The organism is Pseudoalteromonas sp. GutCa3, from assembly GCF_002836155.1.
Classification (GTDB): domain Bacteria; phylum Pseudomonadota; class Gammaproteobacteria; order Enterobacterales; family Alteromonadaceae; genus Pseudoalteromonas; species Pseudoalteromonas arctica.
Map to the genome: position 1 here is coordinate 137,471 of NZ_PJBK01000103.1, position 13,281 is coordinate 150,751.

18 protein-coding genes are annotated in these 13,281 nt (G+C 34.3%); 16 read left to right on the top strand and 2 right to left on the bottom strand.

The features are described 5' to 3' along the window. Nucleotides 1-7 precede the first annotated feature (7 nt). From CXF64_RS20105 to CXF64_RS20190, 16 genes are all read left to right on the top strand, one after another. On the top strand, nt 8-214 hold the full coding sequence (locus CXF64_RS20105) for a hypothetical protein (RefSeq protein ID WP_101217932.1): 207 nt from the start codon (nt 8-10) through the stop codon (nt 212-214). A gap of 166 nt (nt 215-380) precedes the next feature. Beyond that, nucleotides 381-818, top strand: a complete 438-nt coding sequence (locus CXF64_RS20110; protein ID WP_157823683.1) for a DUF1525 domain-containing protein — start codon at nt 381-383, stop codon at nt 816-818. Next, nucleotides 815-1,876, top strand: coding sequence for a TIGR03756 family integrating conjugative element protein (locus CXF64_RS20115; RefSeq protein ID WP_101217934.1), 1,062 nt, complete (start codon nt 815-817; stop codon nt 1,874-1,876). The genes CXF64_RS20110 and CXF64_RS20115 overlap by 4 nt, the downstream gene beginning before the upstream one ends. Before the next feature lie 2 nt (nt 1,877-1,878). Next, the gene (locus CXF64_RS20120; RefSeq protein WP_101217935.1) at nt 1,879-3,219 is read left to right on the top strand and encodes an integrating conjugative element protein; all 1,341 of its coding nucleotides are present in this window, start codon (nt 1,879-1,881) and stop codon (nt 3,217-3,219) included. Further along, nucleotides 3,216-3,557 carry a hypothetical protein gene (locus CXF64_RS20125; RefSeq protein WP_101217936.1) on the top strand — a complete coding sequence of 114 codons (342 nt, stop codon included), beginning with the start codon at nt 3,216-3,218 and terminating at the stop codon, nt 3,555-3,557. The genes CXF64_RS20120 and CXF64_RS20125 overlap by 4 nt, the downstream gene beginning before the upstream one ends. An 8-nt stretch (nt 3,558-3,565) precedes the next feature. Then, the gene (locus CXF64_RS20130; RefSeq protein ID WP_101217937.1) at nt 3,566-5,158 is read left to right on the top strand and encodes a conjugal transfer protein TraG N-terminal domain-containing protein; all 1,593 of its coding nucleotides are present in this window, start codon (nt 3,566-3,568) and stop codon (nt 5,156-5,158) included. Then, nucleotides 5,158-5,979: an EAL domain-containing protein gene (locus CXF64_RS20135; RefSeq protein WP_101217938.1), complete on the top strand. Its 822-nt coding sequence runs from the start codon at nt 5,158-5,160 to the stop codon at nt 5,977-5,979. The genes CXF64_RS20130 and CXF64_RS20135 overlap by 1 nt, the downstream gene beginning before the upstream one ends. Before the next feature lie 209 nt (nt 5,980-6,188). Then, on the top strand, nt 6,189-6,527 hold the full coding sequence (locus CXF64_RS20140; protein ID WP_101217939.1) for a hypothetical protein: 339 nt from the start codon (nt 6,189-6,191) through the stop codon (nt 6,525-6,527). 56 nt (nt 6,528-6,583) lie between these two features. Continuing rightward, nucleotides 6,584-7,099: a hypothetical protein gene (locus CXF64_RS20145; RefSeq protein WP_101217940.1), complete on the top strand. Its 516-nt coding sequence runs from the start codon at nt 6,584-6,586 to the stop codon at nt 7,097-7,099. Nucleotides 7,100-7,572: 473 nt separating this feature from the next. Further along, complete coding sequence (locus CXF64_RS20155; protein WP_101217942.1) at nt 7,573-7,923, top strand: hypothetical protein; 351 nt, start codon at nt 7,573-7,575, stop codon at nt 7,921-7,923. A gap of 213 nt (nt 7,924-8,136) precedes the next feature. Continuing rightward, the gene (locus CXF64_RS20165) at nt 8,137-8,394 is read left to right on the top strand and encodes a hypothetical protein (RefSeq protein WP_101217944.1); all 258 of its coding nucleotides are present in this window, start codon (nt 8,137-8,139) and stop codon (nt 8,392-8,394) included. Nucleotides 8,395-8,421: 27 nt separating this feature from the next. Continuing rightward, entirely contained in the window at nt 8,422-9,201 is a 780-nt protein-coding gene (locus CXF64_RS20170; protein ID WP_101217945.1) for a hypothetical protein, read from the top strand. Between the two features lie 71 nt (nt 9,202-9,272). Next, entirely contained in the window at nt 9,273-9,953 is a 681-nt protein-coding gene (locus tag CXF64_RS20175; protein WP_101217946.1) for a hypothetical protein, read from the top strand. 63 nt (nt 9,954-10,016) lie between these two features. Then, nucleotides 10,017-10,790, top strand: a complete 774-nt coding sequence (locus CXF64_RS20180) for a replication initiator protein A (protein ID WP_232783818.1) — start codon at nt 10,017-10,019, stop codon at nt 10,788-10,790. 150 nt (nt 10,791-10,940) lie between these two features. After that, entirely contained in the window at nt 10,941-11,378 is a 438-nt protein-coding gene (locus tag CXF64_RS20185; RefSeq protein ID WP_101217947.1) for a hypothetical protein, read from the top strand. 50 nt (nt 11,379-11,428) lie between these two features. Next, nucleotides 11,429-11,752 carry a hypothetical protein gene (locus tag CXF64_RS20190; protein ID WP_101217948.1) on the top strand — a complete coding sequence of 108 codons (324 nt, stop codon included), beginning with the start codon at nt 11,429-11,431 and terminating at the stop codon, nt 11,750-11,752. A 52-nt stretch (nt 11,753-11,804) separates the two neighbouring features. Here the strand turns inward: CXF64_RS20190 and CXF64_RS20195 are convergent, their stop codons facing one another. Further along, nucleotides 11,805-12,698, bottom strand: a complete 894-nt coding sequence (locus CXF64_RS20195) for an integrase (protein WP_101217949.1) — start codon at nt 12,696-12,698, stop codon at nt 11,805-11,807. Between the two features lie 4 nt (nt 12,699-12,702). Beyond that, complete coding sequence (locus tag CXF64_RS20200; RefSeq protein WP_101217950.1) at nt 12,703-12,981, bottom strand: hypothetical protein; 279 nt, start codon at nt 12,979-12,981, stop codon at nt 12,703-12,705. Nucleotides 12,982-13,281: the final 300 nt, after the last annotated feature.

Genomic DNA, 13,281 nt, shown 5'->3' on the forward strand with positions numbered 1-13,281 from the left:
GATTAATATGTTTTCAAAATTTGCTAAGGCCGCTCTTAAATCTACTGCTTCATGGGCTTTTGAATGCATAGTTGATGTTGATGAAAGTAGTGATTCCCAACTAGATGGTTTAAATGATGGCATGGGCAATTTTATTGCCGATGGCGATTCATACACTTCACAAGAAGTAACAGATGTAAAATCTAGAGGGGAGTTATACGACACTTACTACTAGTTTGTCATGCCAAACTTTATATATCTAATCATCTTAAAGGCAGCTATTTTTTAGCTGCTTTTTTTATTTTTCATAAAAGCATGTCAAATTTCACCCCCCCCTTTTTGCTACCGCTTTATCAACATAATCCATAAAATATGTCCATTGAAACGTTTTTGGGTAAATGATGAAAAACTTATTTTATTTAGTTCTGCTATTTTCACCTTTTTTTTCTTTTGCTGATTATAAAATTTCTAAGGTTGAGGTTTTTTCAGATACCTCAATGGTGATCCCTGTTAAAAAATCGATACCAAATGTAGAAGTTCTTTATTACATCTTGGGTGAAGGCGCTAATTTCAAAGCTGCTGTTAATAAAAACGTACCGAATAATTTAGCCGATGCTCAGGTTTATATGAATAAATATATAAATAGTGAAGAGGGCGCTAACATATTAAATAAAATTGTTGATAGTTACCAAAAAACAGGTAGAGCATTTTCCCTCGGTGTTAAAGAACTCCCAGCAATCGTAATTGATGAAAGATATGTTATTTACGGTTCTTCCAATATTGTCATGGCTGTAAACACGTTAAATACTTATCTAAATAATAAGGACTTTAAAAAATGAAGTTTTCCGTATTAATATTTTCTCTTCTTGTTTTTACTCATTCTAGTTATGTAAAAGCTGGCGGTGGGATTAATTCAGCAGAGATAATAGGTGAGAGCCTTTCTTTAAGTTGTGTTGCTTGGCAGCCTACAGGTGTTTGCTTTTGGCTGAAATGCAGACCATTCCCACCAAGCTGTTCTGTTGAAGAAAGTATCAAGGTTAGGCATTACAATCCTGATGCTATTGTTCAAGTTTATCAGACGCCAGGCGAAGTGCCTTGGTCTGAAATGTCTTTTGTTTCTGATTTGGTAGATTTTGATCAAACGGGTGCAACACCTGCTAATGCAAATCAAATTAGTGGAGGAAGCCGAAACAATAACTCTAAAAAGAAAAAAAATCGTAAGCAAAACTCTAAGATTATTAGCCGTCATGTTGATGTGATAGGAAGTCCTGGTCTTCTTGTAATGTCAGAAATGTTTGGCAGTACAGATTACGGATGCGAGAGCGGTGTTACCCCTTATGTTCCTTACTATGTGACTATGCTTGATTACTATTCTTGGAAGTTTCCATATAGCGAGTTTTTAAATCCTGCAACTTACATTCCTGGTATGAGAGAAGTTGGAGAAAGAGAGGATGGACAAAATGAGAACTTCCTTTTTACAGGTCGCTTCGGTAATTTATTTCCTCGAATTGGAAGTCTAATGCAAAACGATAGCTATAAGGCTTCTGCTGTTTTTGCCCAAAGAGCCGCTGATATTGTTACTGATGAATCTGCTCTTCACATTTATAACTACCTTGGCGATAGAAACGGTAAAGATGGTTATTGGCCGCCTAAGCAAGTCGAAGAGTGGCGAAGTAAAGAAAGTAAATGGCAAATGCTTTACCCAAAAAAAGATAGTAGTTGTCATATATTTGGCGAGAGTTCAACGCGTAAAAGTGCAGGTGATGCTAGATCTTTAGCTTTTGACGGTTATGAGCATAGACGTTCTGATGATGGTAATTATGCATGGCAACTTTGGAGACCTTACGAATGTTGTGAGAAAAAAGGTCAAGTTTTCTTATATAGCGTAGGTATTTGATTATGAAAAAAACAATTATTTTTACTGCTTTATTATTGGCTTTTACTTCTAATAATACACTAGGCGCTGAGAAGAAATTAGATCCTAGATTAGTGTTTGAAATTGGTGGAAAAGCTAAAATTAAACAACGGAGGAATAGATTGATTCCTGTCGGTGCAGGGGTTCGTTGGGAAACCCCTATGTGTGGGAATTTCGATATGTCACTATCTGTTTCAAATGTTTTGAATGGTGTTTCAGGTCAACTAGAAAAACTTGCCGATGACTTACTTGCCAGTGTAACTGGTGCTATTTCTAACTGGCCGATGATGGAAATTGCAAGAGCTGATCCTCAATTGTATGAATTTATTCAGCAGGGAAAAGTTGAAGCAAGTGAGATATTTAACGGTTCAGTTGCTTCTTGTGAGGAAATGACGGATAAAATAATCAGTGAAGGATATGGTACTGCTGGTTCTGTTGGTAGTTGGGTTGATATGTCAGGGTTTGAGGATTGGGGAAATACAGATTCTGATAATGATGATGTAGTTCAAAAAGATGACGATATAAAAGAGAATAAAGGTGATTCAGGCGTTACTTGGATCGATGGTAGAAAGGCTGGGGGTAAAGACCAAGACCCGATTGAAACCGTTGCTGATACGGTGAAGGCTGGTACAAATTTACTATCAAATCGCAATGTTAGAAGTAACTCTAATTTCCCTGATTCTGAAGGTGTTAACTCCCCTTGGTTTGCAAAATATTGGTCAGACCCTGAAGATGCGGCTAAATGGGTTATATCTATTGTGGGTGAAACTACACTCAGAACTTGCCTAGAATGCGAAAGGCTTAACACTACGCCAGGAAAAGGCGTTTACTCAATTCTTGAAGAAAAGCAAAACCAACTTGAATTAAGATTAATCGCTTTACTTGATGCTCCAATAGTTAGTTATGATGCCGAAATATTGGAAGCAGTATCAGCACCAGGTTACGCAATCTCACAGCAGGTAATGGAAGCTCTTAAATCAGAATCAATTTACCAAACCTCTTTAGTTGAACGCTTGGCTGAAGAAGTTGCAATAGTTGATACTGTTGAACGGCTTATAGCTGCTAGGCGCATTTTGCTGACAGGGAAAAAAGAAGCAAATATAGCTCAAAATCCTGATGCAGTTCTTATTATTGATAATCGAATAACTGAGTTAGGTCAAGAAATGGAACTCCTTAGGCAAGATGCAGAGTTAAGAGCCACTACTAAACAATCGGTAGCTGTGACTCTTATAGAGCGAAAAATGCAAAGGGATAATCAACGGTTTAGTAACCCATCGAATGATACTACTGATGCGATCAGAAATATTTCAGGGAGAAGCCGATGATGATTAGTAATCACATTATTAAAAGCCTTTTTAAATGGTCTATTTATACCTTTTTATTTATTCTTTCTGGTGTGCTTATTTTGCAATTAAGTTTCGTTCTACTTGAAAAAAGAGACGCTATTTTTTCGTTGGCTAATTTTTTCGATGGCGCTGGTTCTTATTTTCATTTATTTCGCTTATCTGTCGCTTTCCTAATCGTTTATTACTGGGAGCATTTAGTTTTATTTGTTTGTAGTAAAAATAACTACGGTGATCAAGAATTGAAGACACTATTAGGTTGTCGGTTGCATTTTATTTGTGCATTATTTTTATTAGAAACATTAGGTTTCTTATTTTAGGGTGATTTATGGTAGTTGATAGTGTCATTGACGCGTACGGTATTTCACTTGGATTTTATATCTATAATGTCTTTTGGGATATTTTTGCACAAACGGGTCTCATTTACCTTCCTATTATAGGTTTGATATTTGGTGCTGTTAAATCGGCGCATGAGAGCGGTATGGATGACCACAATACTAAATCATCATTAAGAACTGTTGGTATGGGTCTATTTTTTATTCTTTTAGCATTTGAGTTCGCTCTATATCCAATGGTTAAACTTGAGTTTGATGATATTCGATATTATGCAAGAGAATGTAGCATCGATGATAGGGCAGGTGGCACTGTTACTACAGATATAATGGGTGAAGAGGCTGAGTTCGTCGCTGATAGTATGGTAGTTCAGCTAGGGCATAGGACAGTAAGAATCCCCGTATTATTTGAAATTATAATAAAATTATCTCAAGGTATTAAAAATTGGGCCGTTGATGAATTACCCTGTTCAACAGATATCCGTCTTATTTCTGATGCTATGGTTAAGCAAAGAATTACAGATCAAGCTTTAATTCAGGAGACTAAAGAATTTGTTGCCACATGTTTCACTCCTGCTAGATCTAAATATTTTACTGACCATGGTAGGTGGACTGCAATTAGTGACTCTGAGGACTGGCCTGGGGGAAGAAAGTTTGTGCAAAGCAATGGTCTTTACGACAATGCTGATGGTGATGGATTTTATTCTAAAACTGCAAGGCTAGGTTTTGAAAATAGCATTAACGAAATTGAAGAGGCTGAACAATTACCTTCAGGTTACGGTTTTCCCACTTGTAAAGAATGGTGGTTAGGTGTTGGTATTATCAATAGCCCATATGTTGCTGAAGAAGCTTTATCTACACGTTTGTATTTTAGTGTAGAAGAATGGCTTAGAGATAAAGAAACGGAAATTTACGATACCTTAACCGATAGATTAAATCAGGTAAAAATGAAAAGTTATGTTTACCTCGATGTTAAAGATGTTGTAGTTCAACAGTCTTTGTTTACTCCTTTCAAAATGTCCCAATTAAATGCTATTTCTACTACCGATTATGGTCTACAAGGAGATGATGGAATAACTGATTGGGCATTTAGGGCATTAGGTACTGCGGGCGTTGCTGTATCTTCTATAGATCAATTTAGTGGTGGTTCTATGCTACAACTAGCTATGCCTATGGTTAAACCTTTTGTTCTAATGTTTATTATTATCGCTTTTTTGCCAGCCATGATAATGAGCGGTTTAAAATGGAAATATATTGGTTTGTTCCTAGGGATAATCAGTTCTATTATGTTTTGGCCTTTTTTCTGGGAACTTTCTAGGCTAATAGATGATACTTTGCTAACGGCTTTAGGCGTTGATTTCAATGAGATAAATACACAAGTTCTTACTCAATGGATTTCATCGGGAATGTATCTTTATGGGCCAATATTATTCTCTACGGCTTTAGGTTGGGTTGGTTTTGCTGGTGCTGAAGGTGCTTTCCAAAAAATGGCAGGTGGAGCAGGTTCTGCGGGTCAGAAAGGTTCTGGTGCTGTTAGGAAAGGTGTTAGTAAAATGAAAAGTAAAGCTAAACCACAGGAGCAAGATTAATGAGTTCTAATATTTTTCGTTTTCGAAAAGACTCTACATTTGAAGAGTCTTTTGAACTTTCTCGTGAGCTTACTGATTGTTTTAATTATTACTATCAACCTCAATATTCACTTAAAACTGGTATTATTACTTCGTATGAGTGTTTGATTAGGTACACTCATCCTAAAATGGGGTTACAAACACCCGATGTTTTTTTAAGTGATTTATTTACCTATAATCTTTGGGAATATCTTTGGCCTATCATGTTGCGGAAAGCGTCAACTGCTTTAAAAGCATTACCTCACAATGTGAAACTTGCTATTAATGTTTCGCCAAAAGAGCTAGAAGACGGTAATTACAGCTCTTTTTTGAACACATTCTTTATAATGGCTAAAAAGGGTTATCTTAATCCGAAGCGCTTTGACATAGAAATTACTGAAGACTTTAAAATAAAGGATTTCTCTAAAGTTAATAACTCTATTTCTTTTCTTAATGAGCTTGGTGTGAATGTTATAGTTGATGATTTTGGTGCAGGTTTTAGTAATTTGACTTCTTTGGATATTTTAAATATCCAAGGGGTTAAAATTGATCGAGGTCTTGTTAACGGGATTGAAAATAGTAAAATAAAGCAAACAATAGTTAAATCGCTTGTTGATATTGGCAATGTAAAAAGCGCGACTATTTTAGCCGAAGGAATTGAAACTTTTGAGCAAGAAAAAATTGTAAAAGATTTAGGTTGTACCTTAGGTCAAGGTTTCTTTTTTGGTAAACCTAAATCTGATTTTGTACCGTGTTTTACTAAGGCCACGCGCCGAGATTCGTTATCTATAGTAACGTCCTAATCACCTAGGAAGGCTTTGCTGATGGTGTAACTAGGTAAGACCTAGAAGGTTTAACACAGCTATATTTCTAATTTTAGATATGAGCGGCCTTTGAGTGTAGTCGTATGTTTAACATACGCACAATCTCTTATTGAGATTGGAATTCTTCGGAATTCTCTTAAGAAATTGGTGCGTGGGTCTTTTCTTTTCTTTTCTTTAAGCTTGCGAGTGTGAGCTTTAATTTAAAAAAAACAGGCGCTTACGAGCTGCCTTCAACACGTAACAAAGAGGTTTTTATGAGTTTAAATAGAGAAGTTATAAAGTCATTCGCTAACACCATCGTAGAAGTTGATATTGCAATTGTCACTAATAGTAAAATTAACTTTGATTCATTTATTAATAAGATAGATGAAGTGTGTTGGTTGGCATTATCAAAAGGGGATGTAGTTCCAGAGCTTTATGTGAATATGATAGATGATGCTTTTTTAAAGCTTTCTTCTGATCACAAGGGTAAGTATCGAATTGCTTACGATTCTGCTGTGCTTCTTCACAACGCTCAACAATATTAAAAAAACAGAAAACAGGCGCTTACGAGCTGCCTTTAACACGTAGAAGAGAGGTTATTATGTTATTGGATTTCAATAAATTTAAACGAGTTGTTGGGTATATTGTAGACCTTAATTTACCTTTAAGACATTATGCTATTACAGAGTCTTATGTTTATTTAGACGAAAATGACTTAGAGAGAGTTATTTTTAGTAGTAGTTTATATAATAATGATAAAGGTGATTTGTTACTTTCTGAGTATTTAAACTTAAATGTTTTTGAGACTTCAGGGAAAAAACTTGCGAAGATAAGTCATGCTGAATATGACCTTAGAGTTAGTCAATACCAGGCTAACTTAACTGCTGATATAAAAAAAATATCGTCCGATGATTTTCATTGGAAACGTTGTGTACTTCCGCCTGAGAAGTGGTGCAAAGTTAATGGTGTTGAAGTTTTTTATATTCCTGAATATATACAAGATAATTATGTTACTTGGCTTGCCCTATATAATGATTTGTATTTTGAATTAGTTGAGAGAGCCACTTGTTCACCTGATTTCATTGCGAATAAGATAATAGGTCATTCTCCAGAATAAATACCATAAAAAGCCCTACATATTTTATATGTAGGGTTTTTTTATCAAAGTTGTAATGTATGAATATTTATCTTTCCCCCGTAATTATCCCGCAACTTTAGCTACCATAAATTAACATTGTTGTTTACAAGCACATGTGTTAATTTAAGAGTACGAAATAATAAATTAATATTGATATGACATTAATAGAATATATAAAAACAAGATACGGCACTTACAGAGGTGCTACAGCGGATTTCCTAAAAGATAATACTCATATATTGCCACAAGAACTATCTAGGTGGAAAAAAACAATGAGTGTCCACTTAGAAACAGGTGAGCTGTATAAACCGGCCTCCAAAAAAGTAATGCTAAAACAAAAAATAATCACTTGTGTTAATAAGCAGTAGTGTTTATTTTGGGCGTTTATGGGCTGGATATTTACGTATTTCGACAGCGCCAAGGCTATCATTTCAATTAATAAAGGAGTTTAAATGGAAATCAGTAATAAAATGCCTGCACTGCTTGGTCTAAATAAAAAACAAGAAACAGGAAGAAGTAGAATTAAATTATTTTCTTTATTCGTTGTTTCTTTTTTTATTAGTGTTGAAGCTAATGCAAAAGATGCTTGTAGTGATCAGGTGATTGGTTATATTTCAGGTCTTGAAACTGTTGTTTCATTACCAGTAATTGAAAAAAACCAACGTGATAAGGTTCTTAAACAGATGGAGTATATTAAAAAATTACAAGAGTCCCTACCCGATTGTGAAGTTGTTGGTTTCATTCCAGAATTGAAAGCAACAAAAAATGCTTTGAAATTCGCGACAGAACAAATTAACAAATAAGAGATAATTTATGGAATACACAGGCTTAAATCGTGATCACAAGTTGCTCTTTATTGTTAGGCGTATACCAGTGAAAGGGCGTAGATTTGGTAAAAACTATACTAGATGTTTTGATGCTGAAATTACTAGTATCTTGTTAAGAGATACATTTAAGATGCTGTATGGTAGTTCCTTTTTTTATAGAGTTGGAATTTTTAATGTTGGGAAAGTGCAATGAAATTAAGCGTGGATTTATCAGAGTTGAATTTAGCAGCTTCAAAAATGCAAGGTTTAATACCATACCTTTCAGAGTTATGTAAATGTAAAAAAAACTATGAAGCAGGGCTTTTTTTAGCGAGAGATTATGTTTTAACTAATGGTGGAAAGTGTGAAAATTTAATTAATGAAGAGACTAAATTAATACTTGGGCTTGATGTAGCGACATGTTTTCAACTTTATCCTGATATTGACTTATTTTATTTTGAAGTTTGAAGTCATTAAATATTGGAGAAAAAAATTATGTCATATGTTAGTGCATATCCTGTTTTTTTAATTAACCCTTGCATTTTACCCCTCAAAGAGATTGAGACTTCAAAAATTATTGGTTTTGGTAAATACAATAAGGTTACATTAAAAAGCCCAAATTATTTGCCGCATGCTCATTATTCGAGACTTATTATTGCTAACCTAACGACGCACATTCATGAAAGACCTGAGCGCTCCTATTATTTAATAGCTAGCTCAATAAGTGATTTTTTCAAAAAAGTTACTGGCCAGAATGTAATATCAGGTGGTACATATAAAAACTTTATAAGAGCGCTTGATGAAGTTTTTGATACTACATTTAAAATTGAGCCTAACGGTCAATGCGTTATTTCTCAGTCAGGTAGTTTAATTTTTGATGATTTCAATATAGGTGACTACCACGTAAAAGATAGAGAAGTGATTTACACACCATCAATTAATTTTAAAGAGCTTGCGGCCTGTGTGAATAGCGTTGTTCCAATTGATATTAGTTTTCTTCAATTCGTCAGGAGTAAAGATGTTGTTCTTGCCCATGACTTATATATTTATTTAGTTCTGCTAGGTTTAAAAAAAGATGAATTGTTTTTTATCCCTTGGAAAGACCTTCATAAATATATATTTATACATCTTAGAGAACTCAATTTGAGTAGGTTTAAAAGGCGTTTTTTTCGAGCATTAGATCTTATAGTGACTTACCACCAAACCGCTAATATTTCAGTAAACTGTTCAGAATTAGGAGTTCACATAATTTATATAGATATTCAGACTAATTAGATGCTTGGCATCTTAATTAGTCTGAATATGCATAAGCACATATTTTATTAAAAAATTATTTTAGGATTTTTATGAACAGAGATAGCAATGAAATGCTTTTAAAAGATGATGAATCTAGTTTAAGCCATTTGGAATTTTTGGAACCTGATATAGATTCTGATTTTTTCAAAATAGATTATGAGGTTGAGGGCGCTCTATATATTGGTAAGGAGGTTATAGATGTAGAGGATTTCTCAATCTCTATTTATTTAGGGGTTGTTCAAGATATTAATCAAAAAGTAGTTGCAAGGCTTAAGTTTTACAAAATAGATAATGAATATATTTCTAGCAATAATATTTCCGTTACAGATGTTCTTGATGCTTATTCTGAGACCGCTAGGTTTATACAGTTCTTTGATGAATACGATGATATTAATATAGGTGATATTGATCTATTTGAGCTCCAAAATTTATTAATACTATCTAGGCTTGAAGTAGTCGCTAAATATAGAGGGTTAGGGTTGGGTAAAACGATATTAGATGATGTTAAAAAACGCTTTTTTTGCTCAGAAACGGATATCATGTTTTTGCAGGCTTTTCCATTGCAATTTGAAAACTCTAAACCTCATAATGATGCAACTTGGAGTAAAAGAATGTCGCTAGATATTTTTCCAACTATTGAAAAATCAGCAAAAACAAATTTGGGTAAGTATTATGAATCATTGGGGTTTGAACAAATAAAAGGTGAATATTACTACTTGAAAGAGAGTTAATTATTTTATGAAACAATTTTACTCTCAAGTTTATTAATAAGTTTTAATTGGAATTAATATGCAATGAAAGACCTTATCAAAAAAAATATAGTTAAGTTAGTAATGCCGAATATAAACTTAAGGAGTGATTTTTTTTCTACGGATTTGCCAATTTTTGCATTAGATGGAAAGTCTAAAGAGGCTGTTGAATTTACCTATAAAGGTACATCTGTAAAAGTTATGCCAAGCATTATCGGCCGCGCAACTATTAAGGACAAAGAAATAATCATTTATTGTTTGAGTCATTTAGTTGCCTTAAAAAACGCCCAGCTACCATTCGACAATACAGTTTACCTAAATCCTTACGATTTCCTTAAATTTACTGGCAGAGGAACATCGGGGAAAGAGTACAATCATCTGAATAAAGCTTTATGTCGGTTGGCAGGAACTTCTTTCACAACGGATTATGATTATAAAGGTAAAGGTCGAATATTTCTCCAAAGTTCGCGGTTCATTGAGAAGTTTCAAAAATATGATGATGCAAAGTCAATATACTGGCAAATAATACTGCCCGAATGGCTCTTGGTTGCTATCAATGATGGCGATATTTTGACATTGCACCAAGACTACTTTCAGCTATCTAGTCCATTTGAACGTAGAATTTATGAAGTGTGCCGCAGGCAATGTGGGGACGCTCCTGTTAAGGTTATTGAGTCAGATTGTTTGCGAAAACTAATTGGCGTTAAGTTATCCCAATCAGCTTTTAATAGGCGTATTAAAAACTTGAAAATATTATTCAATTATAAGCTTGTCCTTAATGGCAATACTGTATTTATTTATAACGATATTTTTGGTTAAGCAATAGGCTATGTTTGGCATGCCAAATTTTTATATTTTAATTTTGATTTTTACTTTTTTTAAATTAGAATAATCTCTTACTTTTAGTTTTACTTAAAAAACAAAACAGGCGCTTACGAGCTGCCTTCAACACGTAGGAAAGAGGTTATTATGAGTTTATTTATTATCTGTGGTTATTTATATGGTCAAGAGGCTGTTTCTAAAATGGTTGAAACTGAACATTTAGTTGATGCTATTACTATATTTGAAAGTCATCTAGTTAAGGGCAATGAAGATATTGATTGTCATATAGCTAGTGCCATGTGTTTAGTTGATGTGTTTAGCCAGCGATTGGGTAATAAAGCTAATCACTATATTGACTGCCTTCATGACAAGGCGATGATTGAAAGCAGCTCCTTTATTCTTGATAAACCTTTACCTAATGATTTTTCAAGTCAACCTGCTGAGCTTATGGATAAATATGTAACTGACAATTCAAACATTGTTTTTGATGGTTGGGAGGCTAACGAGCTTTGGGATCAAATGGATACTTTATCTATTTCTTTGAAAAAATTCGCTGCTATACCTTTGAATTCAGTTTTGAAATAAACAAAACAGGCGCTTACGAGCTGCCTTCAACACGTAACAAAGAGGTTTTTATGAATGTACTAAAGAAAGATAGTGATAAATTGTTAAAGTTAGTTAATTTGCCATTAGCAGATTACCACGCTCGAATTGCTATATATAATTTATCAGAAAACTTGTTGAATTTTTATTCTTCAAATGCATCATCCATCAATGCAAAAAAAGTGGTTGTTGTTAGGAATAGCGATGATTTTTCTTACGCAGCTCATGTTAGAAATACTTGCGACAAAGTGTTATTTCTATTTGGTGAAAATTACCATGTTGATTCATACTTATCTGATGTGTGTTTTAGGGTTGAACTACCGAAGGCACTTATAAAAAGAGTATCAAGCATTTAAATCTTAGACCCTTTTCAGGGTCTTTTTTTTAATTCCAATTTTAGTAATAATTTCATCTCAAATATACCTCTGTTATATCTCCTCTAAAATGACCAAGCTCCTGAGCAAGAATGTCTCTTGCGATATCATGATTAACTTTTAGAGCATCCTTTATTTCATCAAGCCTTTCTTGAGCGTATCTGTGCCTTACTCCATGCAGGCCATGTGAGAATGTAAGTGAACGTTGTGATGCTCTTGTGAACGATGCTGAAAGCGCATTACCTCCTCCTATGTCATATCTTTGGAGGTAATTAACCCCTCTGTCCATAGTCGTTTTTGGGCTACTTAATCTCCTATCCTCTAGTTCATTCGATAATGATTTTGAGAGCATTACTTCGCGTGTTAGTCCGCCCTTCCCTGTGACTAAATATGTCACACCTTCTCTTCCGACAAACCTTTTTTGATCCCATGTTCTTGTTTTCGTTTTTTCACCTTCATTAATTTTTTTCAACGTTATAAGTTCGTGAGCTCTTAGACCAGCATTGTGGGCAATACGGACGGCTAATGAATTTCTATCGTTCATGCTGTTTGTTATTTCTTTTATTTGGTTACTAGCATAAGCCCTAGTCGATAATTTTTGTTCGCTTATAGCGATCACTCTCTTTAGATCATGACCCAATGCAATTGAAAGAGCCCTTCTATTTCTATCTATAGATTTCTGTGATGCGTAACCATCTTTGCTGTTTTTTAAATACTCTTCCGCTTTTTCTTTTGTTATATGCTTGAGTCTTTCGACTCCTAAATCTTTTGCTATTTTTGTAATAGCTAGTATAACTTCGTTTTTGGATCTTATAGATTTTAGCTGTTTAAAATTCCCAACAGTCTCTTTACTTTGAGTATCGTTCTTATTCATTTTTGATCTAATTAATGATTGAGCTTGTTGTTTTAAGCTTTTTTTCTTTGCCATATTTTCAACCTTCCCCGCTTATTTCATCTTCCTTTTCTATCCTTCTGTAAGCAGATCTTACGCCATCGGGTTTCATTTTTATCTTCTTAAATGTTTTCAACCACAGGCTTATATCTGCGAAAGAAAACTTATAATCTTCTTTCAATTTCTTTGCTTCGATAAAGTATGGTCTCAATTTTGAACCTGAGTAATTCCTTTTTTTTCTTTTCGATTTTATTTCAGCTTTTATAGATTTTAACTTTTGAACTTCATTTTCAAGCTGAATTATTTTTTCTTCTATCATGCCCACCCCTTTCTTTTTGACTCTATAAATATACATTATAATCGTTCGTTTATAGCGTTCATAATGTTACGTCATAGTATTATAATTTACTCCGTTCGTAAATGTTGTATTTGTGTTATAATTGCATGGTAAAATAGAGTTCAACTTGTTGAATACCTATTTTCCGTGTGCCTTTTGCGCCAGAGCTTACGAACCCTGCCGCTCTAGGTTAACACGTAGTGTAACCTAGAGCGGCAGGGCCGCCAAAAAGGAGGGGCCATTTGCTCATGATGCCCCTCCCAACTGGCGGGTAAGCGACGG

What these genes read in the sequence shown, in the direction of transcription:
- CXF64_RS20105 (WP_101217932.1), top strand. Translation starts at nt 8, where the DNA reads ATGTTTTCAAAATTTGCTAAGGCCGCTCTTAAATCTACTGCTTCATGG.
- CXF64_RS20110 (WP_157823683.1), top strand. Translation starts at nt 381, where the DNA reads ATGAAAAACTTATTTTATTTAGTTCTGCTATTTTCACCTTTTTTTTCT.
- CXF64_RS20115 (WP_101217934.1), top strand. Translation starts at nt 815, where the DNA reads ATGAAGTTTTCCGTATTAATATTTTCTCTTCTTGTTTTTACTCATTCT.
- CXF64_RS20120 (WP_101217935.1), top strand. Translation starts at nt 1,879, where the DNA reads ATGAAAAAAACAATTATTTTTACTGCTTTATTATTGGCTTTTACTTCT.
- CXF64_RS20125 (WP_101217936.1), top strand. Translation starts at nt 3,216, where the DNA reads ATGATGATTAGTAATCACATTATTAAAAGCCTTTTTAAATGGTCTATT.
- CXF64_RS20130 (WP_101217937.1), top strand. Translation starts at nt 3,566, where the DNA reads ATGGTAGTTGATAGTGTCATTGACGCGTACGGTATTTCACTTGGATTT.
- CXF64_RS20135 (WP_101217938.1), top strand. Translation starts at nt 5,158, where the DNA reads ATGAGTTCTAATATTTTTCGTTTTCGAAAAGACTCTACATTTGAAGAG.
- CXF64_RS20145 (WP_101217940.1), top strand. Translation starts at nt 6,584, where the DNA reads ATGTTATTGGATTTCAATAAATTTAAACGAGTTGTTGGGTATATTGTA.
- CXF64_RS20155 (WP_101217942.1), top strand. Translation starts at nt 7,573, where the DNA reads ATGGAAATCAGTAATAAAATGCCTGCACTGCTTGGTCTAAATAAAAAA.
- CXF64_RS20165 (WP_101217944.1), top strand. Translation starts at nt 8,137, where the DNA reads ATGAAATTAAGCGTGGATTTATCAGAGTTGAATTTAGCAGCTTCAAAA.
- CXF64_RS20170 (WP_101217945.1), top strand. Translation starts at nt 8,422, where the DNA reads ATGTCATATGTTAGTGCATATCCTGTTTTTTTAATTAACCCTTGCATT.
- CXF64_RS20175 (WP_101217946.1), top strand. Translation starts at nt 9,273, where the DNA reads ATGAACAGAGATAGCAATGAAATGCTTTTAAAAGATGATGAATCTAGT.
- CXF64_RS20180 (WP_232783818.1), top strand. Translation starts at nt 10,017, where the DNA reads ATGAAAGACCTTATCAAAAAAAATATAGTTAAGTTAGTAATGCCGAAT.
- CXF64_RS20185 (WP_101217947.1), top strand. Translation starts at nt 10,941, where the DNA reads ATGAGTTTATTTATTATCTGTGGTTATTTATATGGTCAAGAGGCTGTT.
- CXF64_RS20190 (WP_101217948.1), top strand. Translation starts at nt 11,429, where the DNA reads ATGAATGTACTAAAGAAAGATAGTGATAAATTGTTAAAGTTAGTTAAT.
- CXF64_RS20195 (WP_101217949.1), bottom strand. Translation starts at nt 12,698, where the DNA reads ATGGCAAAGAAAAAAAGCTTAAAACAACAAGCTCAATCATTAATTAGA.
- CXF64_RS20200 (WP_101217950.1), bottom strand. Translation starts at nt 12,981, where the DNA reads ATGATAGAAGAAAAAATAATTCAGCTTGAAAATGAAGTTCAAAAGTTA.